The following is a 21,800-nucleotide window of genomic DNA, read 5'->3' on the forward strand; positions in this document are numbered from 1 at the left end:
CCGGACCGCGCGACGAGGTGCGATGACCTCGAAGGCGTCCGGGCCGAGCGCCAAGGGCGTGCGTGCGCTGCGCGCGTCGGTGACGCGCGAGGGTCGTCAGTCCTCCGTCGGGTCCGCGTCCTGGTCGGCCTTGGTCGCGTGGACCGTGCCGTGGACGTGCTCCGGCGGGGAGTAGAGCGAGTACACCTTCAGCGGGACGTCACCGATGTTGGTGATGTTGTGCCACTGGCCGGCGGGGACCATGACGATGTCGTCGTCGCCGACCTCGCGGTCGAAGGACAGGTCGTCCTCAGCCGGACCGAGCTGGGCACGACCGCGGCCCTCCTCGATGCGCAGGAACTGGTCGTGGTCCTCGTGGACCTCCAGGCCGATGTCGTCGCCGGGCGCGATGGCCATGACGGTCAGCTGCATGTACTTCCCGGTCCACAGGGTGGAGCGGTAGTTGGAGTTCTGCAGCGTCGCGTCCTCGATGTTGACGACGTAGGGCGCGGGACCGTGGTCGGACAGGTCGATCTGCTCGCTCATGGCGGGTCTCCTTGTGTGCGAAGGGGGTCGAACCGACAGTAGCCGTCCGGCTCAGGCGGAGGCGCCCACCGAGTCGGGAACGTCGATCTGGTCCCCGGCCTCGATCGGCCCGTCGGCCACCTTCGTCGCGGCCATCGCGGCCTCGTCCGAGGGTGCGCTGGTGCGGATCAGGTGGTCGAAGGCGCTCAGTGATGCGGTGGATCCGGCACCGAGCGCGCTCACGATCTGCTTGTACGGCTCGGTCGTGCAGTCGCCGGCGGCGAAGACGCCCGGGAGGTTCGTCCTGCCGACGCCGTCGATGACGATCTCGCCGCGCTCGCTCAGCTCGACCGCGTCACCGAGCCACTCGGTGTTGGGGAGCAGACCGATCTGGACGAAGACACCCTCGACGTCGAGCTGCTCGGTCTCGCCACCCTCGCGCGGCTCGACCGCGATGCCGGTGACCTTGGCGCCGTCACCGATGACCTCGGTGGTCTTGGTGCCGAGGCGGACGTCGACGTTGGGCAGCGAGCGCAGCTTGCGCTGGAGCACCTCGTCGGCGCGCATCTCGTCGAGGAACTCGATGAGTGTCACGTGACCGACGACGCCGGCGAGGTCGATCGCGGCCTCGACGCCGGAGTTGCCGCCGCCGATGACGGCGACGTCCTTGCCCTTGAAGAGGGGGCCGTCGCAGTGGGGGCAGAAGGTGACGCCCTTGTTGCGGTACTCCTCCTCGCCGGGGACACCCATGGTCCGCCAGCGGGCACCGGTGGCCAGGACGACGGTCTTGCCGGACAGGGCCGCGCCGTTGGCGAGGTCGAGCACGGTCAGGCCGTTCTCCCCCTCGCTGAGGCCGGCCGCCTGCTGGCTGCGCACGAGATCGATGTCGTACTCGGACATGTGGCGCTCGAGGTCGGCCGCAAGCTTCGGGCCCTCGGTGTGCGGGACGGACACGAGGTTCTCGATCGACATGGTGTCGAGGACCTGGCCGCCGACCCGGTCGGCGACGAGCCCGGTGCGGATGCCCTTGCGCGCGGCGTAGATCGCGGCGGAGGCACCGGCAGGACCGCCACCGACGACGAGGACGTCATAGGGGTCACGGGAGCTGAGCTCCTCGGCGGCACGCGCGGCGGCGTCGCCACCGGACAGCTCGTCGACCTTGCCGACGATCTCGGCGAGCTCCATCCGGCCGGAGCCGAAGAGCTCACCGTTGCGGAAGACGGTGGGGACCGCGAGGACGCCGCGGTCCTCGGCCTCGGTCGGGAAGACCGCACCGTCGATCGCGACGTGCGTGATGTTGGGGTTGAGCACGCTCATGAGATTGAGGGCCTGGACGACGTCCGGGCAGTTCTGGCAGCTGAGCGAGAAGAAGGTCTCGAACGTGTGCTCACCCTGCAGGGAACCGATCTGCTCGAGGACGTCCTGCGAGGCCTTGCTCGGGTGGCCACCGACCTGCAGCAGCGCGAGGACCAGCGAGGTGAACTCGTGACCCATCGGGATGCCGGCGAAGCGCACGGACACGTCCGGGGAGCCGGCGCGGGTGATCGCGAAGGAGGGGACGCGCTCGTTGCGCTCGGCACCCTCGGCGAGACGGCGGGTGATCTTGTCGCTCATGCCCTCGATCTCGACGAGCAGCTCGTCGAGCTCCGTGGACTTGGCGCCGTCGTCGAGGGTCGCGACGAGCTCGATCGGCTCGCGGAGGTTCTCGAGGTAGGCCTTGAGCTGGGTGGCGAGGTTCGGATCGAGGGCCATGGTGCTGCGACTCCTGTAGGACGAAGGGGGCGTGCGGGGGGGTGTGGGCGAGGGGTGGCGCGCGGTGGCGCGCCACCCCTCATCCGAGATGCGTCAGGTCGATCAGATCTTGCCGACGAGGTCCAGGCTCGGGGCGAGCGTGTCGGCGCCCTCTTCCCACTTGGCCGGGCAGACCTCGCCCGGGTTGTTGCGCACGTACTGCGCGGCCTTGACCTTGCGCACGAGCTCCTTGGCGTTGCGGCCGATGCCCTCGGCGGTGATCTCCATGAACTGGATGACGCCGTCCGGGTCGACGAGGAAGGTGCCACGGTTGGCCAGGCCCTCGTCCTCACGCAGGATGTCGAAGTTGCGCGAGATCGTCGCGGTCGGGTCGCCGAGCATCGGGTAGGTGACCTTGCCGACCGCGTCGGAGGTCTCGTGCCACGCCTTGTGCGTGAAGTGCGTGTCGGTCGAGACGGAGAAGACCTCGACGCCCAAGTCCTTCAGCTCGCTGTCGTACTCGGCGGCCAGGTCCTCGAGCTCCGTCGGGCAGACGAAGGTGAAGTCGGCCGGGTAGAAGAAGAAGATCGCCCACTTGCCGGCGATGTCCTTGTCGGAGAAGTCCTTGAACTCACCGTTGATGTAGCCGGTGGCCTCGAAGGGCTGGATCTGGGTGTTGATGAGCGACATGCGTTGGTCTCCTGTGTGCATCTCTCGGGTTCTCGGGTTCCGTCCACGCGTTCTCTCTGGAGAACCTCGTGTTCTGGAATGACTCCAGACTAATCGAGATGTGGGGGGACTGCAAATCCGTCCCGCCCCCTCTCCCGGGACCGCTCAGGTGTGCTGGATGGCCTTGAGGGACAACGGCTTCCTCGTCCGGTGCGAGAGCTCCGAGGTCTGCGCGAGGTAGAGCTCCGCGCACGCGAGGGCGTCGGTCAGGGGCTCGTGGGCCCGGTAGTGCGGCAGGCCGTAGCGCTCCCGCGCCGCCCACAGGCGTAGCTCCCCGGGGTGCAGCTCCGGATGAGCCTCGAGGCGACCGGCGAGCACCCGGCGCTGGAGCGCGAGGGTGTCGACCACGGGCGTGGCGAAGGAAGCTCCCCACACCCGCCGGCACGCAGCATCGAGGAAACCGACCTCGATCGCGGCGTGGTGCGCCAGCAGCACGCGGCCACGCAGCACCCGGAGGATCTCCTCCAGGACGGCGATCGGGACCTCACCCCGGGCGATCGCGTCGTCGGTGAGGCCGTGCACCGTCGCGGACTGCCCGACGTCCATGCGCACGCCGAGGACGCGCCGCCCGGCGCCGGAGAGGTCGATGGACCGGCCGTCGACCGGCACCCAGCCGACCGCGACGACCCGGTCGCGCTGGACGTCCAGGCCCGTGGTCTCGACGTCGAGCGCGAGCAGCGGCAGCTCGTCCACGCGGGTCCCCGGATCGACGAAGGGGGCGGACAGGTAGTCCCGCAGCGGGCCGGGTGGAGCCGCAGCCAGCGCCGCCCCGCGCCGCCGTTGCGGTGATCGGACCGGGCCGAGCCTCATGAGTAGCGCACGGACGGGTCGCTGTGGGCGAGCGCCTGCTGGGCGGAGCGGATCACGTGGAAGGCCTCGCGGAGCGAGCGCTGCTCGAACGCGCTGAGGTCGCTCGGCCGCACCCGGGAGTCGGGCCGGTTGCCGCTCGCCGCCTGCGCGGCCTGGTGCACCAGACGCACGTGCGTGATGAAGTCCAGCGCGTCGACCAGGCTGGCGGCCAACGACGGGCTGAGCGAGCCGGCCCGCCCGGCGGCGAGCAGGCGGGAGCGGGTGTTGACCGACACGAGCCCGGCACGCAGGGCGTGCACCCGGGCGAGGTCGACGATCGACCCCATCCCCCCGCGCTTGAGGTCGAGGGTGTCCTTGTGCTCGCCCGCCTTGGCGAGCACGAAGCCGCGGAAGAACCCGAGCGGCGGCTCGTTGGACACGGCCTGCTTGCCGAGGTGGGCGAGGAAGTTGCTCCCGTCGGGGGCGAGCTCGGTGATGTCCTCCTCGAGGCGGGCGTGCAGGCTCTCGTCGCCCAGAAGCGGTCGCGAGTCGAAGAAGATGCTCGCCCGCAGTACCGCATCGGGGACCGGCTCGGTGATCCAACGGCGGTACTCCCGGCGCCAGCCGGTGAGTCGCTGGCGCCAGCGCGGGTTGCTCGCCATGACATCGCCGAGGCAGCGGGGGTACCCGGCGGCCTCGAGCCCCGAGACGACCTCGTGGGCGAGCGCGGCGATGTACTCCTCGGCCCCCTCGGGGGCGTCGTCGGCGATGATCACGGCGTGGTCCTGGTCGCTGCCGAGCGCCTGCTCGTGCCGGGCGCGGGAGCCGAGCACCATCCAGCAGTACCGGGGCGCCGGCCCGTACCCCCGGGCGGCCAGCCGTTCCTCCGCCAGTGCGATCAGGCGGCGCTCGACGGCGTCGCCGACGGTCGTGACGACGCGGGTGATGTCTGCTGCGCCCACGTCCTGGCCGACGAGCTGCTCGACGAGGCGCGGTGTCCGACGCGCGAGCCCGACCACGCCCGCGACGTCGCGCTGCTTCGTGACGTCACCGACGATGTGGACCACGTTGGCCCGCTCCAGCCGCATGAGGTCGGTCGTCGTCACCACCCCGACGGGCTGCCCACCGTCGACGACGGGGAGGTGGTGCACGGCGCGCTCCGTCATCGTCATGAGCAGCTCGAGCGCGGAGGCCTCGGCGGGTGCGACGACGGGGTCGGCGGTCATCACCGAGGACACGGGCCCGGCCGGGTCGACCCTCGCTGCCACCACGCGTCGGCGGAGGTCGCGATCGGTGAGGATCCCGACGACCTCACGGCCCTCCACGACGAGGAGGCTGGAGATCCCTTCGTCGGTCATCACCCCGGCAGCGTCGGCGATGGTGACATGGGGCGGCACGGTGACCGGTGGCCGACGGACGAGCTCACCCGCCGAGGTGCGCAGGATGGCCTCCCCCGTCGCGTTGGTCATCGTCGACGATGCGGCCGACCGCAGCCGGTCAGCCCGCTCGGCGTCGAAGTGGTCGGCGAAGTCGGGGTGCTCGCTCGAGAGCTCGTGGAAGAGCGTCCCGGGCAGGTGCAGGGCGAGCGTGTCCTCGATGGCCACGACGTCGAAGCGCGAGGGGTTGCCGCCGACGAGCGTCGTCGACCCGACCGTCGTGCCCTCCGCCCCCCGGTCGACCAGCCCACCGTCGGCGTCCCGGATCTCGATCGCGCCCGAGCGCACGAGCATCAGGTCGTGGCTGTCGACGCCGACGGCCATCAGGCTCGTGCCGCGACGGTGGTAACGCACCGTCATCCGCGCGGGCAGGGCCCGGCGGACCCGCTCCGGAAGCGCATCGAAGGGAGCGTGCTCCGCGAGGAAGTCAGCGACCTCGGCCAGCTCGACATCGACCATGTCCTCATCGTGACAGGTCACACACCCTCCGCGGCCGAGTCGCCGGGGCCGCGGAAGAGCAGGAATTCCTCCGGGACGTGGTCAGGAGGTCAGGAGGATTTATCGGGCGGCCCAACGTTTCCCCCTGCTTTCACGGAATCGGTCATCTCACATCACGGGCGCACTCGTCCTGCGCCACGGTCGGACCGGGCCGGACACCCCGGCCGGGTCGACATCAAAGGAGATGGCATGAACCTGCGTAGCTCACTCAGCCTCACCGGAGCGCTCATCGGCGCGAGCGTGGTGCTCGCCCCCATGGGCGCCGCCGCCCCGTCACCCGGGGACCCCGGGGAACCGAAGAGCATGGCGGCGCCGCTGACCGAGTACGTGATGGAGCGTGACGGGAAGAGTCGGGCACAGGCCGAGAAGTACCTCGAGACCAAGGACGAGAAGCAGCAGGCCCTGCGGTCGCTCGAGGAGCGCGGTGTCGACGTCGACGGAGCATGGTTCGAGGGGACCCAGCTCGTCGTGGGCGTCCCGCGCGCCGACGCCGCCGAGGTCCGCGCAGCGGGGCTGCGGCCGAGCACCGCCACGTCGCAGAGCGAGCTCGACTCGATCGCCGACGCGGTGCTCGAGCGCGCCGGCAAGGACTCCGGGCACGTGCTCACCGTCGGCGCGAACCTGCCCGACGGGGTCGTCGACGTGCGTGTCGCCGAGGACGCCCCCCGTGGGCTCCGCCAGCGGCTGGACGCCATGAAGAAGGTCTCCGTCAGCACCGGCGAGGCGCTCGCCACCCAGGCCGACGTGGTGCCGGGCCGGATCATGGACCTCTCCCCCGGCACCAACTGCAGCCTCGGGTACCCCGGACGCCTGTCGAACGGGAACAACGTCCTGCTCACCGCCGGCCATTGCGTCGAGGGCATGCCGTCCATCCTCGACGCCAACGGCACCCACATCGGCGAGGGCGTGCACACCCGCTTCCGCAGCGGGTACAGCAGCGTCGACATGGGCCTGATGGACATCGACTCCGAGGACACCGGGGTGCCCTACGTCGACAGCCGCGGCCACTCCGGCTACTACGGCGTGCAGGGCATGAGCAAGAACGCGATCGGTTCCGAGATCTGCAAGGCCGGCAACACGACCGGCTGGACCTGTGGCCAGATCAAGGCGTACAACCGCACCGTCAACTACGGCGGGACCGTGGTCTCCGGCCTGGCCGAGGCGAGCGTGTGCACCGAGGGCGGTGACTCCGGCGGCGCCTACATCGGCGTCGGCAACCTCGCCCAAGGCATGACCTCCGGCGGGCCGGTCGGTGTCGAGTGTGGCTGGAACCGTGACTACTCGGCCGGCTCCTACTCGTTCTTCCAGCCCGTCGTCGACGCCGCGAACTACTACGGCGTCACGATCGACACGGTGGGCTGACCGACGGCGACGGGGAACCCGGCCGCACGTCATCGAGCCATCCACAGCCTCCGCTGTGGCCGGCGCCCGACGTGCCGCCGGGCTCCCTCGCGTCCGGACGGGCCGTGCTCGCCGACGTCACGACTCCTGCGACAGCGGTCCGCGCACGAAGCTGTCGCCGGAGTGCTGCGGCTGGTCGTCGAAGTCCTCACGCGAGATGTCGACGACGACGTACCCGTTGTCCAGCAGCGAGCGGGAGATGGGGAACGAGGCAGTCGACCTCGAGTCCTCGAGCACCCCGACCGAGACCATGCGCTCGCCGTCACTGTTGATCAACCACACCTCGGCGTAGCCATCGGTGACCTCGACGCCGGGCGCCGTGACCTCGAGGACGAGCCGCCCCTCACGCTCGTGGACCGTGGCCGAGCCACGCTGCTCCTCCGTGTCCAGGGTGGCCAGCTCGGCGGTCGCGACGGTGCGCTGCTCCTCCGACCCGGGGGATCCGAGTCGCTCGGCGACCACGCTGCCGACCGCCCCGAGGAGCACGCCCGCCGCGCAGGCGGCAGCAAGCCACACCACCGCCGGACGGCGTGCGCGGCGCGATCGCGCACCGGTGGCCGAGGTCAGGGGCACCACCTCCGGGTCCGTGACCGCTCGTGGCCGATCCGGTGAGTCGGCATCGGCCCGGCCGATCTCGTCGGTGGCGATCGTGTCCGCGATCCGTGACCAGACCTCGTCGGGTGGGGTGATCAGGTCGATCCGGCTCGAGTCGCGAGTCACGTCCATCGTGCGGTGCAGCGAGTCGAGCAACGACCCGCAGTCCGCGCAGGCCTGCAGGTGCTGGTCCTCCCCGGTGGACGGTGCCTCACCCAGGGCGAGGTCGACGAGTCGGTCCTCGGGGACGTGGTGGTGCGAGGTCGTCGGGACGTGGGTCATGCCGTCACCTCCTCGAGGCGGGAGCGCAGGTGCATCAATCCTCGGCGGACGTGGCTCTTCACCGTGCCGAGGGGGAGCTGGAGGGTGGTCGCGATGTCCTCCTGGCGGCGGTCCTCGAGGATCGCCATCCTGATGATCGTCGCCCGTGGATCGCCGAGCGCCTCGAGCGCGTCGGCGATGAGCACGCGATCGGTCGCATCCGCCGGGTCCGGCCCCGGCCGGGCGGGCTCGCGGCTGAAGACCTGCTCGTCGCGCGTACGACGGGCCCGGGTCGCGTGGTGGTCGGCGCAACGACGCCGGGTGACCGTGGCGAGCCAGCCGGCGAGGGAGCCGGACGAGGGGTCCAGCGACTGCCGTCCCCTCCACAGTGCGACGAAGACCTGCTGGGTGATGTCCTCGGCGTCGTGGTGCTCACCGACGGACCGCAGGGCGATGGTGTGGACGAGTGGGCCGAAACGGCGGTAGGCGTCGGCGAGGGCCTCCTGGTCGGCGCGGGCGATGCGACGCAGGAGCTCGTCGTCAGCCGTCGCTGCTCGCGGGTCAGCCTCCACGTGACCCACCATAGGCGAGCACCTCCGGATCGGTGATGCGCGTCGCCACGGCGATGACGTTGTCCTCGTAGCTGCGCGTGCGCGGGTCCCACTCCCCGCCACAGCTGACGAGGTGCAGGCGCGGCGGACCGGATCGGTCGAAGAGCGCATCGAGGTCAAGAGCCTTCTTCGCGTGGTTGTCGACACGGGTGACGGCGTACACGAGGAGTTCGTCGCCGACGGCGACCCGGATGTGGTCGCCCCGCTCGAGCTCGGCCAGGCGCGAGAGCGGACCGATCTCGCCCTCGGTGTCGGTGTGCGCCGCGATCACGCTCGCGCCGCTCGCCGCCGTGGGCGCCGGCCCGTACCGGTACCAGCCCGCGGTGTCGGGGTCCTCGGGGATCTGCATCGCGTCCTGGCGGTCCACGCCGACCGGTCGCACGGGTAGCGAGGCATCGAGGGAGGGGAGCGTCACCCGCGTGGGTGAGGGCGTCGCCTCCGCGGCCGTTAGCGGTGCGGCGGACCGCGTCCCGGGGGTCACTGCGACCTCCGGGGACGGCTGCGCGCGGGGTTCCACCGGCACCGGGGCGAGCGCCTGCGTCGTGTCGGCCGAGTCATCGAGTCGAGGTGGTGACGACGTCGAGTGGACGGCGAGGGTGAGCAGGGCCGCCAGGAGGGCGGTCACCGTGATGATGGCCGCCCTCCTGCCGTCCGAACCGACGGAGGAGCTCACCTCAGACGCGGGCCGTGGCCCGCCGACGGGTCACGACGAACGCTGCGGCACCGGCGAGCAGGGCGGCGGCCCCGGCTGCGCCCACAGCGCCGTAGGAGCCGGTCTCCATCTGTCCACCGGTGCCGCTCGGCACCCCGCTCGGGGAGCTGTGCATCCCGTCGACCTCCTGCACCGCGAGCTGGAGGTTCTCGTCCTCGGCCGAGCCCCAGGCGTAGACGATCGTGTTGGTGCCTTCCTTGAGCATGACGTCGGCCGGCCCGATCGCCACGTCCTCGGTCCCCGCGAGCACCACGTCCGCGCTGACGCTCCCGGCGGGCAGGTCGGCCATGGCCTCGTTCGGGTTGGTCAGGTCGGAGAAGGCGACCTCCCCGTTGGCGCGGACGTCGACGGCGGGGGCGGCCGCCGTGTGCCGCACGGTCAGTCGGGCGTCACCGGGCTCAGTGGCGCTCGTGTCGTTGGCGAAGGGGGTCAGCACGGGAGCGCCGTCCGCGTCGAGGTGCGCCGCGACGGTGACGTTCGTCCCTGCGGTGACCGCCACGTCGTTGGCCTCGATGACGGCCTCGCCGTCGGCGCCGGCACCGGCAGCCGTCACCTTCAGGTCGTACTCACCTGCGGGCAGCGGCATGGGATCGGTGATCGTACCGGGCTCGAAGCCCTCGAGGAGGACGTCGCCGTTGGCGTAGACGTCGACGGTGGCACCGGGGACGCCGTGCAGGATGCTCACGGTCGCGTCCTCGGCTGCGTGTGCGGGGGCACTGAGCACGGTGGCGAACCCGGTGGTGAGGGCGGCGATGGCAAGGGGGCGGCTGAGTCGCATGACAAGCTCCTGATCTGGTGGTCACGGGCGCAGGAGTGCGTCCTGTCTGCTTCTTCTGCGCCCACCCCCCTCAGGGATGCACTTGGCGGAAACTTTTTTCTCGAGCGCTCAGCGCGAGTGGGTGATGCGCCCCCGGACGAAGGTCGCCAGCGGACGCATTCTTCGCAGGTGGGCCGCCTGCTCGGCGGTCCCGTGCAGGTCCTCCCGTGCCGGGTCGTCGTCGAGGAGGACGAGGTCTCCGGGGCCGCCGACCTCGATCGAGGTGATCCCGTCGGTCGAGGCCGCGAGCGCCTCCTGCGGGGTGAGTGCCTGCTCGGGGGCCCACGGCTCACGCTCGTCGGCGCTGCGGTGGACCGCGGCGGCCATGGCCAGCCACGGGTCGAGCGGAGCGACCGGCGCATCCGACCCCAGGCGAAGGGGGACCCCCGCCTGCACCATCCAGCGCAGGGCGAAGCACCGCTCGAGCCGGTCGGGCCAGAGGTCCTCGGTCGAGTCGCGGTCGTCGAGCAGGTGGGCCGGCTGGACACTGGCGACCAGCCCGAGCTCGGCCATCCGGGGCAGCACCTCGCGGCGGACGAGCTGGGCGTGCTCGATGCTGCCGCGGGCGCCGCTGGCGGCGAAGGCTGCGACGGCATCAAGGAGAGCCGCATCGCCGATGGCGTGGACGGCTCCGACGAGGCCGTGGGCGTGGGCGCGGGCGAGCAGCTCGGTCAGCTCCTCGCGGTCGACGTTCTGCTTCCCCCGCGGGTCGCCGAGCGACACGTCGCCGAGGAAGGGATCGCAGCACCACGCCGTGCGGGTGTTGAGCGAGCCGTCGCTGATGATCTTCAGCGGGCCCATGGTGACCATGCCGGCCTCGTCGAGGACGTCCCCGGAGCGCACCCGGGCAGCGATGACGTCCTCGAGGCCCTCGGGGTAGGTGCAGGTGCGCACGTGCAGGCGGTCGAGACCGGCAGCGGTACGCCAGGGCCACGCCGTGCGGCCCGACTCGAACTCCATGTCGACGATACCGACGACCCCCTTGGCCGCGGCGTCACGCATGGCGGCGTCGATGGAGCCGTGGACGTCCCGGGGGTCCTCGGGCAGGTCGGTCAGGTGGGTGTAGATCGGGAACCAGTCGTCCTCGTCGAGGGGGCCGGGCCGGTGCGGTCGGCCGAGCGCACGGAAGGCCGCGCTGCTCAGCCACCCTGCATGGCAGTCCCCGGAGATGAGGACGACGGGGTGGTCGCCGGCGACGTCGTCGAGCTCGGCGGTCGTCGGCAGCCGGTCCCAGTCGGTGATCCGCCAGCCGAATCCCTGCACCACCGCGCCGGGCTCGAGGTCGGTCTCCGCGATGTGCCGGGCGATGCGCGCGGTGACCTCCTCCGGCGCCGCGGTGTCGGAGACGTCGACGCGCCGGGTCGTGGCCGCCCACTGCCCGAAGTGCACGTGGGCGTCCCAGAGCCCGGGGATGACGAGCGCACCACCGCCGTCGTGGACCAGGGCGCCGGAACGGCGCAGGTGCGCGCCGATCTCGGCGATCTTCCCGTCGCGCACGCGCACGTCGACGGGGTCGGTTCCGGGCCGGAGTCGGACGCCCGCGAGGAGGGCGTGCGGGTCCTGAGAGGGCATGCTCGGAACTGTACGGCGCGGATACCCTCCGAGCATGCACCTGCTCGTCGTCGCCGCCATCGCGGCCGAGGCCGCCCACGTCCCTGACGACGTGGAGGTCCTCGTCACCGGGGTCGGCAAGACCCTCGCGGCGGTCGCCGTGACCCGGGCGATCTGCGAGCACCCGCGAAGGGAGGAGCTCGCCGTCGTCAACATCGGCACCGCCGGCGCCCTGCGCCCGGACGTCACCGGCCTGCACGAGATCGGCACGGTCGTCAACCACGACCTGTCCGCCGAGCCGATCCGGCAGCTCGGGCTCGACCCGCGCGACCTCATCGAGCTGCCCGGCGAGCACGAGGCGGTGCTCGCCAGTGGCGACCTCTTCGTCACCGACCCGGCCGTGCGCGATGCCCTGGCCGAGCGTGCCGGCCTCGTCGACATGGAGGGCTACGCGATCGCCCTCGCGTGCACCGAGCTGGGAGTGCCCGTGCACCTGGTGAAGATCGTCAGCGACAACGCCGACGAGACCGCCCACGACTGGTCGGCCGCGGTCGACGGTTGCGCACGGGAGCTGGCCCGCTGGCTGGAGGATTTCCTCGGGCGGTGATGTGCGAGCGCTCGGGCTGCGCGGTGCGCACCCCGGGCACCGGGCCGGGCCGGGAAGAGTTCGGGCCCCGCCGGCGTTTGCCGGGACATGAGCACCCCCATCCACGGCTACGAGCGGTACGAGCGGGCGAAGGCCTTCTTCGCCGAGGCCCAGTACCTCGATGCCGCCCGTGAGCTGGAGGAGTTCTTCACGGACGTGGCTGCCGCCCGCGCCGAGCAGGAGAGTGCGTCCTACGCCGACGACCCGGTCGGCCACGGGACGGCCGAGGTGCACCTGCTGCTGGCTCGCGCCTACTTCCACTCCGCGCAGCTCTCCCGCGCCGAGTCCGCGGCCCGCCGGGTCCTCCACGAGGCCCCGGACGATCCCTACGCCCACCTCCTGCTCGGGCGCACCCTGCAACGGGCGGGGCGGCCCGAGGAGGCGCGGGGCCCCCTTCGCCTGGCCGAGCTGCTCGGTGGTTACGCGACGTCGTCGGGGTCCGCCGAGGTCATCGATCCCGGCTCCTGAGAGCGCACGCGCAGCATCTCGCGGAGGTCGTCGATCTTCGCCGCGGTGATGACGATCCCGTAGGCGAGGGAGGTCCACCCGACGAGTGCGGCGACGAGGCTCGCGATGAGCAGGCCGGTGACGTCCTCCCCCGCCGGCGGCCACATCGCCCACGGCAGCCATCCGGTGGCGAAGATGCCCAGCGCCGCGAGGACCCCGAGCACGACCGTGCCGGTGACGAGCGGCGGGACGGGGTCCTTGTCGACGAGGCCGCTGAGGTGCGGCTCCTCCCGGCGTGCGGCCGAGCGTCGACCGGGACCCCGGTTCCCGATCGGCATGGTCAGCCCGCGCTCGGGTGGGTCATGTCGGCCGGCACCACCCACGCGTCGAAGTCCTCGCCGCTGACGTCCCCGGAGGCGATGGCCGCCTCGCGCAGGCTCGTGCCCTCCTTGTGGGCCTTCTTGGCGATGGCCGCGGCCTTGTCGTAGCCGATGTGGCGGTTGAGGGCCGTGACGACCATGAGGTTGCGTTCGAGGTTGCCCTCGATGACCTCGGTGACCGGCTCGATGCCCACCGCGCAGTTGGTGTCGAAGGAGACGCAGGCGTCGGCGATCAGCCGGATCGACTCGAGGACCGCGTGCGCCATGACCGGCTTGTAGACGTTGAGCTGGAAGTTGCCCTGGCTGCCCGCGAAGCCGACCGTCGCGTCGTTGCCGAAGACCCGCGTGGCGACCATGGTGATCGCCTCCGCCTGGGTCGGGTTGACCTTGCCCGGCATGATCGAGGAGCCCGGCTCGTTCTCCGGGATGGCCAGCTCGCCGATGCCGTTGCGGGGGCCGGAGGCGTACCAGCGCACGTCGTTGGCGATCTTCATCAGCGCGCCGGCGAGGGTGCGCAGGGAGGCGGAGACCTCGACGAGCGCGTCGTGCGCCGAGAGGCTGGCGAAGAGGTTCTCCGCCTGCGTGAAGTCGTGGCCGGTCTCCTCGCTGATCTTCCGCGCGGTGAGGTCGCCGAACTGCGGGTGGGCGTTCAGGCCCGTGCCGACCGCGGTGCCGCCGATGGCCAGCTCGCGGGCCCGCTCGTCGGCGTGCCGCACGGCATCGAGGGCGAAGTCCATCTGGGCGACCCAGCCGCCGATGACCTGACCGAGGGTGACCGGGGTGGCGTCCTGCAGGTGGGTCCGGCCGACCATGACGACGTCGGCGTACTCCGTGGCCTTCGCGGCGAAGGTGTCGCGCAGCTGCTTCACCGAGGGGTACAGACGCTCGCCCAGGTCGAGGACGATCGCGATGTGCATCGCCGTCGGGAAGGTGTCGTTGCTCGACTGGCCGCGGTTGACGTGGTCGTTGGGGTGGACCGGTGCCTTGCTGCCCATCTCGCCGCCGGCGATCTCGATGGCGCGGTTGGAGATGACCTCGTTGGAGTTCATGTTGGACTGCGTGCCCGAGCCGGTCTGGAAGACCACGAGCGGGAAGTGCTCGTCCAGGTCGCCCCTGATGACCTCGTCCGCGGCCCGGGTGATCAGGTCGGCGACCTCCTGCGGCAGCTCGCCGAGCTCGGCGTTGGCCAGGGCGGTCGACTTCTTCAGCGTGCCGAGCGCACGGACCATCGAGCGACCCCAGACGAAGGTGTCGCGACCGATGTCGAAATTGCCCAGCGAGCGCTGCGTCTGCGCGCCCCAGTACTTGTCCGCGGGCACCTCGATGGTGCCCATGCTGTCCTTCTCCGCACGCGTCTCAGTCATGCGGCACACGCTACTCGGCCACCCGGCGACATCCCGCGCGAGCCCGGCGGCGGGGTGCACACCCGGCAGGCGAACTCCGGGACACGGACGCTCGCACCACCGTCAGGTGCGCCCGGTGAGCATGCGCGTGCCGCTCCCGCGTGCCTCGAGGCTCGCGAGGGCCGAGTCGAGGTCCGCCTCCACGACGATCTCCGCCAGGCTGGCCGCGGACATGAACCCGGCGTCGGCGATCCCGTGGAGCGAGTCCAGCAGGGGCGTCCAGAAGCCGTCCGCGTCGAGGAAGCCCACGGGCTTGTCGAGCAGCCCGATCTGGCGCCACGTCCACACCTCGAAGATCTCCTCCAGCGTGCCCATGCCGCCCGGCAGGGCGAGGAAGGCACTCGTCAGGTCGGCCATGAGCGCCTTGCGCTCGTGCATGGAGGCGACGACGTGGACCTCGGTGAGGTCCCCCCTTCCCCACTCGCGGTCGATCATGAACTCCGGGATGACCCCGATGACCTCACCACCGCGCTCGAGCGCGCCCTGGGCGAGCGCACCCATGAGACCGCTCCCCCCGCCGCCGTAGACGACGCCGATGCCGCGGCCGGCGAGGTCGGCCCCGACCGCGTGGGCGAGGTCGACCCACTTGGGGTCGTTGCCGGTGGTGGAGCCGGTGAAGCACGTCAGTCGCTTGATCACCCGATGACGATACGGGGCGCGGAGGTCATCGCAGCGTGACGACGGACAGCAGCCGGGTCAGGCGCGCCGCCATGTCCTGCGCGGAGTGGTCCTCGTGGTCCTGCCACCACCGCACCGTCTCCTCGACGATCGACTCCCAGATCCGGTCGAGCAGGTCGTGGTCGAGCGGGTCCTCGAGCCCGGCGGCGGCCAGGACGTCGCGCGTGCCGACCGTGCCCATGGTGCGCAGCTGCTTGCGGTAGTCGGCCGCGAGAGCGGCGGCGGGCGACCCCTCGGGCAGGGTGTCGTCCTTGATCAGGGCCCAGGCGTGCCGGTGCTCGGCCATGGCGCCGAAGATCGCCGTGAAGGTCTCCTGCGCGCGCCGACCCGGGTCGTCCGCCGTCTGCGCCGCGGCGATCGAGGCGATGAGCCCGGGCCCCACCTCCTCGAGGCAGGCCGCGGCGAGGTCGGCCTTGGAGCCGAAGACGTTGTGCACCATGGACTTCGAGACGCCGGCTCGCTCGGCGACGTCGGCCATCGAGGCGCTGGCGTAGCCCCGCCGCCCCAGCTCCTCGACGGCCCCGTGCACCAGCTGCCGCCTGCGCTCGGCGCGGGCGACGCCCTTCGTCCCGATCTCGCCCATCCGCTCCTCCTGTGCTCGGCCACATCTTGTCACCGCCGTGAACTGACTCTATGGTCAGTTCATCCGCGCACCGCACGACACAGGAGTCGTCCATGGCACGACCTGACCTCACGGTCCTGGCGATACCGGCCTTCGTCGGGGCGATGGGCGCCGAGCTCTGGTGGCAGCGCCGCAATCCCGCTGCGCCCGGGATGAGCCGTGCCGGCGACTACGAGCTGGGCGACACCATCGCCTCCCTGACGATGGGTGTGGGGAGCCTGATCGCCCCCTTCGTCGCCGGCCCGATGGTCCGCCGGCTCGCTCCCGGCAGGACGAAGGGGGGAACCACCCTCCTCGCGGTCGGTGCCGTGGCAGGGGTGGTCACCACGGTCGGGGACGTCCTGCGCCGACGCCGCGAGCACGGGGGCGACCTGCCGGAGGCCGGCACCCTCCCGGACCAGCCGACCCCGGTGACCGTGCGCTCACGGGTCGACGCGCTCCGGCTGATGACATCGGGGGCGGCCGTGGCCGCCGTGGGCTCGACGGCCATCGCCGCCGCCTCGGTGTGGTCGCTGCAGACGAGCGCGACGCGGCTGGGCCGGCTGACGCCCGTCGCGGCGCGGGGCGGGCCGCTGACCTACCTGGCCGCGATCGCCGCGTGGGACTTCCTCTACTACTGGAACCACCGCCTCTCCCACGAGTCGCGCTGGCTGTGGGCCGTCCACGTCGTCCACCACAGCAGCGAGCGCTACAACCTGTCCACGGCGCTGCGGCAGCCGGTGGCCGAGGCCTTCACGATGGCGGTGCCGTTCGGGGCGCTCGCGCTGGCCGGGATCCCGCCCCGCTACATCGAGGACGCACGGGCGATCAACCTGATCTACCAGTTCTGGATCCACACCGAGGCGGTCCGCTCGATCGGGTGGCTGGAGAAGGTGCTCAACACCCCGAGCCACCACCGCGCCCACCACGGCAGCCAGCGGCAGTACCTCGACATCAACCACGGCTCGATCCTCATCCTGTGGGACAAGCTCTTCGGGACCTTCGAGCCGGAGGTCGAGCCGGTGCGCTACGGGCTCACCCGCAACATCGAGACGCTCAACCCGGTCGTGATCGCGACGCACGAGTGGCGCTCGATCGCGGCGGACGTCGCGGGGGCCCGCACGTGGAGCGAGCGGTTCGGGTACCTGCTGCGCGGGCCGGGGTGGGCGCACGAGCCGGGTCGCGCAGGGATCAGCTGATCGGTTGGGCGAGGATCGTCCGCAGCCGCTGCACGACCTCCCGCGACCCGTCGAGCTCCGGCTCGGCGCGACCGTTGCGGTGCCACAGCCACAGGTCGAGCTCCTCTGCACTGCCGCTGACCCGCGCGTCGAAGGAGTCGTCCCGTGCGCTGGTGTGGTCGTGGCCGAGCACCTGCACGTCGTCGAGGTCGTGGTCCTCCTGCGTGGCCGGGTCGTGACCGGTGAAGCGGCCCAGGGCGAGGACGACCCGGTGGCCGGTGTCGGTGATGTCGACGGCGACCCGGGTGCCGTCGTCGGCGAAACGTCCCCACGACGGCAGCCCCCCGTACATCACCTCGAGGCACTCGACGACACCGTCGGTCGCCAGCTGCGGGTCCAGCGGGGTCCGGGCGCCGGCCGCGAGCTCCGCGTCGACCCGGTGGATGAGCGCCTCGTGCGCCTGCCGACGCATGGTGAACGCGACCGTGTGGAGGCTGGTGTCCGACGCCCAGGACCAGCACCCGTCCGCCGGGTCCGCGTTGCGCAGGCGCAGCATGAGGTCCTCGTGGGCGCGGTCGAGGGCGACGACGATCCCGTGGCGGTCCGCGGGGCGCTCCGGCTGCAGGTAGTCCTGCGGCCCCTCGGGGCGGTTGGCGACGATCCATGCCCAGAAGTGCTGGACGTCCCCTCCGCCGAGGTGCCACAGCAGGTCGTCGACGTCCCAGCCGGGGCAGCTCGGGACCGGTGTGCCCTCGGGCAGGTCGACGAGCACCTCCCGGAAGCGTCGCGTCTCCCGCTCGATGGCCGCGAGGTAGGTCTCCATCGGCAGCCAGTGCCGTTCCGGGTGGGGCTTCATGGGGGGACTCTTGCCCGCTTCACCGCCGGTGGCAAGAGGACTCCCGGACCGCGCGCCACCCGGGGCACGGAAATCGAGTCAGGACGCAGAAATACCTGCGTCCGGACTCGATTTCCGCGTCCGCGGATCAGTAGTAGACGGCGATCCGACCGCGCGGCCCCTCGATGACCCCGACGTCGGTGTCGAAGACCCGCGTGAGGACCTCGTCGGTCATGATCTCCTCGGGCGTGCCGAACTCGACGACATCGCCGTTCTTCACCGCGCAGATGTGGTCGGCGTAGTGGCTGGCGAAGTTGATGTCGTGGATGACGATGATGATCGTGCGCCCGAGCTCCTCGGCGGCGCGTCTCAGGTGCTTCATCATGTGCACGGAGTGCTTCATGTCGAGGTTGTTCAGCGGCTCGTCGAGCAGGACGTACTCGGTGTCCTGGGTCAGGACCATCGCGACGTAGGCCCGTTGACGCTGCCCGCCGGAGAGCTGGTCGAGGTAGCGGTCCTCCAGGTCGGTGAGGTCGAGGAAGTCGATCGAGCGGGAGATCACCTCCTCGTCGGTGGGCGTCAGCCGCCCCTGCGAGTACGGGAAGCGCCCGAAGCCCACGAGCTGGCGCACGGTCAGGCGGGTGATGAAGTGGTTCTCCTGGCGCAGGATCGACAGGATCCGGGCCAGGTCCTTCGACTTCGTGCTCGCGATGTCGTAGCCGGCGACCTCCACGACCCCCTCGTCGATGTCGAGGAGCCGGCCGATCATCGTCAGCAGGGTCGACTTGCCGGCGCCGTTGGGGCCGACGAGCGCGGTGATGCCCTCTGCAGGGATCGTCAGGTCGACCGGGCCGATCCGTACGTCGCTGGTGTAGCGCTTGCCGACACCGGTCAGCGTGATCACAGGCGTCCCTTTCTCAGGATGACGAGGAGGAAGACCGAGCCACCGACCATCTCGATGATGATCGAGACGACCCCCTCGGCGTAGAAGACGTTCTTCATCACGAAGTACGACCCGGCGAGGACGACGAACCCGATGAGCACCGAGACCGGGAAGATGTGGCGGTGGTCGTAGGTGTCGGCCGCCTGGTAGGCCAGCGTCGCGACGAGGAACCCCAGGAAGGTCATCGGCCCGACGAGGGCCGTGGAGACCGCCATGAGGACGGAGACGAGGAAGAGCACCCGGATGACCTGGCGACGGTGGTCGACCCCGAGGTTGGTGCACGCGTCCTGCCCGAGGGCGACGACGTCGAGGCGCTTGGCCTGCCACCACAGGGCGCCGCCGGCGGCGAGGCACAGCGGGATCGCCACCGGTAGGTAGGCCGCGTCGGCGTTGGACATCGAGCCGAACATCCGCGCGGTGAGCACGTCGAACTCGCTCGGCGTGAGCATCCGCTGCATGAAGGCGGCCACCGAGGCCAGCCCCCCGCCGATGATGATGCCGATGAGCAGCATGATCTGGATGTCGCCGTAGCGGCCGGTCAGCAACCACCCGTAGAGGCCCAGGGACAGGGCCACCATGAGCGCGACCATGAGGACGAACTGGCCCACCCCCTGGAAGAGCTGGATCCCGGCCACTCCGAGGACGTAGACCGCCGCCGTCTGCACCGCGACGTAGAGCGCCTCGAAGCCCATGAGCGAGGGGGTCACGATCCGGTTGTTCGTCACCGTCTGGAAGCTCACCGTGGCCAGCGCCTGGCAGACGGCGACGATGAGCATGACCACGACGGTGGTCACGCGCAGCTCGGCGATCCGCCAGAAGCCCTCGGTGCCGAGGGGCATCGGGTTGTCCCAGGCGAGCAGACCCCCGGCGAAGAGGGCCGCGAGCGCCAGGAGCGTGCCGAGCACGAGCCGGTAGCGGCGGCGGGCGCGCTGCGTCGGCAGCGGCCCGGAGGCCCGCTCCGGTCCGTGGGTCCTGGTCGCCGGCGTGGTCCGCGGGCGGGCGGGTGCCTCAGCCACGGCGACGCTGCCCCAGCAGGAGGGCGATGAAGACGATCGCCCCGACGACTCCGAGGATCAACGAGACCGGGACCTCGAAGGGAGCGATGATCGTGCGCCCGATGATGTCGCACACGGTGACGACGGCGATGCCGAGGAGGCAGACCCACGGCAGGTTGCTGCGCAGGTCGTCCCCGCGGAACATCGAGACGACGTTGGGCACGATCAGGCCGAGGAAGGGCAGGTTGCCGACGACCACGGTGACCACTCCGGTGGCGACGGCGATCAGCCCGGTGCCGATGAGGAGCACCTGGTTGTAGTTGAGGCCCACGTTGGTCGCGATCTCCTCGCCCAGGCCCGCGACGGTGAACCGGTCGGCCACGACGAAGATCGCGACGGCCACGAGTGCGACGACCCACAGCACCTCGTACTGCCCGCGCAGCACGGAGGTGAAGCTCCCGGCGAACCAGACGCCGAGGTTCTGCAGCGTGTCGGTCTGCAGCGCGATGAAGGTCGAGACCGAGCCGACGACCGCGCCGAGCATGATGCCGACGATCGGGACGATCAGCGACGAGCGCAGGGAGACCCGGCGCAGGAAGAGGAAGAAGATCATCGTGCCGACGAAGGCGGCGACGACGGCCCCGACCATCCGCCCCATGATCGAGGCGGTCGGGAAGAGCAGCATCACCCCGAGCAGCCCGAGCCCGGCCCACTCCGTCGTGCCGGTCGTCGTCGGCTCGACGAACCGGTTCTGCGTGAGCAGCTGCATCACCAGTCCCGACATCGCCATGGCAGCCCCGGCGAGGACGAGCGCGATCGTGCGGGGGACCCGCGTGATGGCGAACATCTCGGCGCCGTCGTCGGCACCGAGGACGTCGTAGACACCGGTGGTCAGGCTCAGCGCGAGCAGCACGGCGACGGCAAGCGCTCCGAGGAGCAGCCTGCCGTCGATGAGCCGCCCCCTGGCCGGGGCGGCCCGCCGCGCGATCGTGCTCAGTTCGAGGCCTCCAGCTCGTCCGCGAAGGCGGCGAAGAACTCGGTGTAGGTCTGGATGCCGTCGTTGGTGTAGGTGTCGGCCGGCATGTAGACGACGTTGCCCTCCTCGATGGCGGTGACGTCACCCAGTGCCTCGGACTTCTCGAGCAGCTGCGCCGCGGGCGTGTAGCCCTCCTCCTCCGCGGCGATCGCGGCGTCGCGGTCCATGACGAGCAACCAGTCGGGGTCGGCCTTCGCGATGGCCTCGACGGAGATGTCGTCGCCCTGGTGGTCGTCGCTCGCGTTGTCCACCTCGAGCGCCGGGGTCAGGCCGAGGATGTCGAAGACCGGGCCGAGGACGCGCCCCTTGCCCGGCGCGATGTACCCCAGCTCGCCACCCGAGGTGGTGATGGCCATGACGGTGTCACCCTCCTCGTACGCCTGGTCGGCCTGCTCGATCGCCTCGTCCAGGTCGGAGTTGAGCTCCTCCGCCCGGTCCGCCTTGTCGAAGACCTCGCCCAGGACGGTGGTCTGCCGCTTCAGCTCCTCGTCGAGGGGCTGGCCCTCGCGCGGGTCGAGGTCGAGGATCGTCGCCTCCGGCGCGAGCTCGGCGAGCGTGTCCTCGTACTCGGCGTAGCGCATGCCGTTGATGATCAGGTCGGGCTCGACGGCGACGACGGCCTCGAGGTCCGGCTCGCGGTGGCTGCCGAGGTCGACGATCGAGTCGTCCCGGGTGTACGGGTTGGTGCTCGGCATGAGGGTGACGGCGGCGGCGGAGAGCTCGACGTCCCAGTCGGCCAGCGTCTCGAAGGTGCGGTTGTCCGTGGCGACGACGGAGGTCGGGGGCGAGGGGACGGTCTGCGTGCCGTTGTTGTCCTCCACCTCGATGGTCGCGCTCGAGCCACCCTCGGCGTCCTCCGACGAGACACCCCCGCAGGCGCTCAGGGCGAGGGCGACACCACCGACGAGAGCGATCGACCGCGTACGCGTCATCACAGGTCCTTTCGACAGAGAGCGGGCGTACGGATCGACACCCCGGGGAAAGCAGTTGTAAGGGTAGCCTCACCTACTCTCGGACCCGCACC

Annotated in this window: 23 protein-coding genes; 4 read left to right on the forward strand and 19 right to left on the reverse strand. The window is 71.1% G+C overall.

The window, feature by feature from the left end; genetic code table 11:
* Positions 1–96: 96 nt before the first annotated feature.
* The 5 genes from PVE36_RS14655 to PVE36_RS14675 all read right to left on the reverse strand — a co-directional run bounded on the left by PVE36_RS14655 (position 97) and on the right by PVE36_RS14675 (position 5,648).
* On the reverse strand, positions 97–525 hold the full coding sequence (locus tag PVE36_RS14655; protein ID WP_277453370.1) for a cupin domain-containing protein: 429 nt from the start codon (positions 523–525) through the stop codon (positions 97–99).
* 51 nt (positions 526–576) lie between these two features.
* Complete coding sequence (gene ahpF / locus PVE36_RS14660; RefSeq protein WP_277453371.1) at positions 577–2,256, reverse strand: alkyl hydroperoxide reductase subunit F; 1,680 nt, start codon at positions 2,254–2,256, stop codon at positions 577–579.
* Between the two features lie 102 nt (positions 2,257–2,358).
* Entirely contained in the window at positions 2,359–2,925 is a 567-nt protein-coding gene (gene ahpC, locus PVE36_RS14665) for an alkyl hydroperoxide reductase subunit C (protein ID WP_277453373.1), read from the reverse strand.
* Between the two features lie 144 nt (positions 2,926–3,069).
* Positions 3,070–3,774 carry an exonuclease domain-containing protein gene (locus PVE36_RS14670; protein WP_277453376.1) on the reverse strand — a complete coding sequence of 235 codons (705 nt, stop codon included), beginning with the start codon at positions 3,772–3,774 and terminating at the stop codon, positions 3,070–3,072.
* Positions 3,771–5,648 carry a putative nucleotidyltransferase substrate binding domain-containing protein gene (locus PVE36_RS14675; protein WP_277453377.1) on the reverse strand — a complete coding sequence of 626 codons (1,878 nt, stop codon included), beginning with the start codon at positions 5,646–5,648 and terminating at the stop codon, positions 3,771–3,773. Before PVE36_RS14675 ends, PVE36_RS14670 begins: the two co-directional genes overlap by 4 nt.
* A 228-nt stretch (positions 5,649–5,876) precedes the next feature.
* Here PVE36_RS14675 and PVE36_RS14680 point away from each other — a divergent pair, with 228 nt between their 5' ends.
* On the forward strand, positions 5,877–7,049 hold the full coding sequence (locus PVE36_RS14680) for a S1 family peptidase (RefSeq protein WP_277453378.1): 1,173 nt from the start codon (positions 5,877–5,879) through the stop codon (positions 7,047–7,049).
* Between the two features lie 117 nt (positions 7,050–7,166).
* Here the strand turns inward: PVE36_RS14680 and PVE36_RS14685 are convergent, their stop codons facing one another.
* The 5 genes from PVE36_RS14685 to PVE36_RS14705 all read right to left on the reverse strand — a co-directional run bounded on the left by PVE36_RS14685 (position 7,167) and on the right by PVE36_RS14705 (position 11,655).
* Positions 7,167–7,964 (reverse strand): anti-sigma factor, encoded by a 798-nt coding sequence (locus PVE36_RS14685; protein WP_277453379.1) that lies wholly within the window; start codon positions 7,962–7,964, stop codon positions 7,167–7,169.
* Positions 7,961–8,515, reverse strand: a complete 555-nt coding sequence (locus tag PVE36_RS14690) for a sigma-70 family RNA polymerase sigma factor (protein WP_277453380.1) — start codon at positions 8,513–8,515, stop codon at positions 7,961–7,963. Before PVE36_RS14690 ends, PVE36_RS14685 begins: the two co-directional genes overlap by 4 nt.
* On the reverse strand, positions 8,505–9,227 hold the full coding sequence (locus PVE36_RS14695; protein ID WP_277453381.1) for a class F sortase: 723 nt from the start codon (positions 9,225–9,227) through the stop codon (positions 8,505–8,507). Before PVE36_RS14695 ends, PVE36_RS14690 begins: the two co-directional genes overlap by 11 nt.
* A gap of 1 nt (position 9,228) precedes the next feature.
* Positions 9,229–10,044 carry a DUF4397 domain-containing protein gene (locus PVE36_RS14700; RefSeq protein WP_277453382.1) on the reverse strand — a complete coding sequence of 272 codons (816 nt, stop codon included), beginning with the start codon at positions 10,042–10,044 and terminating at the stop codon, positions 9,229–9,231.
* Between the two features lie 108 nt (positions 10,045–10,152).
* A complete protein-coding gene (locus tag PVE36_RS14705; RefSeq protein WP_277453384.1) occupies positions 10,153–11,655 on the reverse strand; it encodes an amidohydrolase family protein in 1,503 nt (500 codons plus the stop codon).
* A gap of 34 nt (positions 11,656–11,689) precedes the next feature.
* Here PVE36_RS14705 and PVE36_RS14710 point away from each other — a divergent pair, with 34 nt between their 5' ends.
* Both PVE36_RS14710 and PVE36_RS14715 read left to right on the forward strand, forming a co-directional pair.
* Positions 11,690–12,241 (forward strand): nucleosidase, encoded by a 552-nt coding sequence (locus PVE36_RS14710; protein WP_277453385.1) that lies wholly within the window; start codon positions 11,690–11,692, stop codon positions 12,239–12,241.
* An 87-nt stretch (positions 12,242–12,328) separates the two neighbouring features.
* Positions 12,329–12,748 carry a tetratricopeptide repeat protein gene (locus PVE36_RS14715; protein ID WP_277453386.1) on the forward strand — a complete coding sequence of 140 codons (420 nt, stop codon included), beginning with the start codon at positions 12,329–12,331 and terminating at the stop codon, positions 12,746–12,748.
* Here PVE36_RS14715 and PVE36_RS14720 read toward each other — a convergent pair.
* The 4 genes from PVE36_RS14720 to PVE36_RS14735 all read right to left on the reverse strand — a co-directional run bounded on the left by PVE36_RS14720 (position 12,700) and on the right by PVE36_RS14735 (position 15,771).
* Entirely contained in the window at positions 12,700–13,065 is a 366-nt protein-coding gene (locus PVE36_RS14720; protein ID WP_277453388.1) for a hypothetical protein, read from the reverse strand. The two genes, PVE36_RS14715 and PVE36_RS14720, sit on opposite strands and share 49 nt — an antisense overlap.
* A 2-nt stretch (positions 13,066–13,067) precedes the next feature.
* Positions 13,068–14,471: a class II fumarate hydratase gene (gene fumC, locus PVE36_RS14725; RefSeq protein ID WP_277453389.1), complete on the reverse strand. Its 1,404-nt coding sequence runs from the start codon at positions 14,469–14,471 to the stop codon at positions 13,068–13,070.
* Positions 14,472–14,573: 102 nt separating this feature from the next.
* Positions 14,574–15,149 carry a TIGR00730 family Rossman fold protein gene (locus PVE36_RS14730; protein ID WP_277453391.1) on the reverse strand — a complete coding sequence of 192 codons (576 nt, stop codon included), beginning with the start codon at positions 15,147–15,149 and terminating at the stop codon, positions 14,574–14,576.
* Positions 15,150–15,174: 25 nt separating this feature from the next.
* Complete coding sequence (locus PVE36_RS14735; RefSeq protein ID WP_277453392.1) at positions 15,175–15,771, reverse strand: TetR/AcrR family transcriptional regulator; 597 nt, start codon at positions 15,769–15,771, stop codon at positions 15,175–15,177.
* Positions 15,772–15,863: 92 nt separating this feature from the next.
* Here PVE36_RS14735 and PVE36_RS14740 point away from each other — a divergent pair, with 92 nt between their 5' ends.
* Entirely contained in the window at positions 15,864–16,988 is a 1,125-nt protein-coding gene (locus PVE36_RS14740; RefSeq protein ID WP_277453393.1) for a sterol desaturase family protein, read from the forward strand.
* Here the strand turns inward: PVE36_RS14740 and PVE36_RS14745 are convergent.
* The 5 genes from PVE36_RS14745 to PVE36_RS14765 all read right to left on the reverse strand — a co-directional run bounded on the left by PVE36_RS14745 (position 16,981) and on the right by PVE36_RS14765 (position 21,708).
* The gene (locus PVE36_RS14745; RefSeq protein WP_277453394.1) at positions 16,981–17,823 is read right to left on the reverse strand and encodes a maleylpyruvate isomerase N-terminal domain-containing protein; all 843 of its coding nucleotides are present in this window, start codon (positions 17,821–17,823) and stop codon (positions 16,981–16,983) included. The two genes, PVE36_RS14740 and PVE36_RS14745, sit on opposite strands and share 8 nt — an antisense overlap.
* 127 nt (positions 17,824–17,950) lie before the next feature.
* Positions 17,951–18,706 (reverse strand): ATP-binding cassette domain-containing protein, encoded by a 756-nt coding sequence (locus PVE36_RS14750; RefSeq protein ID WP_277453395.1) that lies wholly within the window; start codon positions 18,704–18,706, stop codon positions 17,951–17,953.
* A complete protein-coding gene (locus tag PVE36_RS14755) occupies positions 18,703–19,761 on the reverse strand; it encodes an iron chelate uptake ABC transporter family permease subunit (RefSeq protein WP_277453398.1) in 1,059 nt (352 codons plus the stop codon). The genes PVE36_RS14750 and PVE36_RS14755 overlap by 4 nt, the downstream gene beginning before the upstream one ends.
* Positions 19,754–20,737 carry an iron chelate uptake ABC transporter family permease subunit gene (locus PVE36_RS14760; protein WP_277455865.1) on the reverse strand — a complete coding sequence of 328 codons (984 nt, stop codon included), beginning with the start codon at positions 20,735–20,737 and terminating at the stop codon, positions 19,754–19,756. Before PVE36_RS14760 ends, PVE36_RS14755 begins: the two co-directional genes overlap by 8 nt.
* Positions 20,734–21,708, reverse strand: coding sequence for an ABC transporter substrate-binding protein (locus PVE36_RS14765; protein WP_277453400.1), 975 nt, complete (start codon positions 21,706–21,708; stop codon positions 20,734–20,736). Before PVE36_RS14765 ends, PVE36_RS14760 begins: the two co-directional genes overlap by 4 nt.
* Positions 21,709–21,800 lie beyond the last annotated feature (92 nt).

The organism is Janibacter sp. DB-40, from assembly GCF_029510815.1.
Taxonomy (GTDB): Bacteria; Actinomycetota; Actinomycetes; order Actinomycetales; family Dermatophilaceae; genus Janibacter.

What these genes read in the sequence shown, in the direction of transcription:
- PVE36_RS14655 (WP_277453370.1), bottom strand. Translation starts at nt 525, where the DNA reads ATGAGCGAGCAGATCGACCTGTCCGACCACGGTCCCGCGCCCTACGTC.
- ahpF (WP_277453371.1), bottom strand. Translation starts at nt 2,256, where the DNA reads ATGGCCCTCGATCCGAACCTCGCCACCCAGCTCAAGGCCTACCTCGAG.
- ahpC (WP_277453373.1), bottom strand. Translation starts at nt 2,925, where the DNA reads ATGTCGCTCATCAACACCCAGATCCAGCCCTTCGAGGCCACCGGCTAC.
- PVE36_RS14670 (WP_277453376.1), bottom strand. Translation starts at nt 3,774, where the DNA reads ATGAGGCTCGGCCCGGTCCGATCACCGCAACGGCGGCGCGGGGCGGCG.
- PVE36_RS14675 (WP_277453377.1), bottom strand. Translation starts at nt 5,648, where the DNA reads ATGGTCGATGTCGAGCTGGCCGAGGTCGCTGACTTCCTCGCGGAGCAC.
- PVE36_RS14680 (WP_277453378.1), top strand. Translation starts at nt 5,877, where the DNA reads ATGAACCTGCGTAGCTCACTCAGCCTCACCGGAGCGCTCATCGGCGCG.
- PVE36_RS14685 (WP_277453379.1), bottom strand. Translation starts at nt 7,964, where the DNA reads ATGACCCACGTCCCGACGACCTCGCACCACCACGTCCCCGAGGACCGA.
- PVE36_RS14700 (WP_277453382.1), bottom strand. Translation starts at nt 10,044, where the DNA reads ATGCGACTCAGCCGCCCCCTTGCCATCGCCGCCCTCACCACCGGGTTC.
- PVE36_RS14705 (WP_277453384.1), bottom strand. Translation starts at nt 11,655, where the DNA reads ATGCCCTCTCAGGACCCGCACGCCCTCCTCGCGGGCGTCCGACTCCGG.
- PVE36_RS14710 (WP_277453385.1), top strand. Translation starts at nt 11,690, where the DNA reads ATGCACCTGCTCGTCGTCGCCGCCATCGCGGCCGAGGCCGCCCACGTC.
- PVE36_RS14715 (WP_277453386.1), top strand. Translation starts at nt 12,329, where the DNA reads ATGAGCACCCCCATCCACGGCTACGAGCGGTACGAGCGGGCGAAGGCC.
- PVE36_RS14720 (WP_277453388.1), bottom strand. Translation starts at nt 13,065, where the DNA reads ATGCCGATCGGGAACCGGGGTCCCGGTCGACGCTCGGCCGCACGCCGG.
- fumC (WP_277453389.1), bottom strand. Translation starts at nt 14,471, where the DNA reads ATGACTGAGACGCGTGCGGAGAAGGACAGCATGGGCACCATCGAGGTG.
- PVE36_RS14735 (WP_277453392.1), bottom strand. Translation starts at nt 15,771, where the DNA reads ATGGGCGAGATCGGGACGAAGGGCGTCGCCCGCGCCGAGCGCAGGCGG.
- PVE36_RS14740 (WP_277453393.1), top strand. Translation starts at nt 15,864, where the DNA reads ATGGCACGACCTGACCTCACGGTCCTGGCGATACCGGCCTTCGTCGGG.
- PVE36_RS14745 (WP_277453394.1), bottom strand. Translation starts at nt 17,823, where the DNA reads ATGAAGCCCCACCCGGAACGGCACTGGCTGCCGATGGAGACCTACCTC.
- PVE36_RS14765 (WP_277453400.1), bottom strand. Translation starts at nt 21,708, where the DNA reads ATGACGCGTACGCGGTCGATCGCTCTCGTCGGTGGTGTCGCCCTCGCC.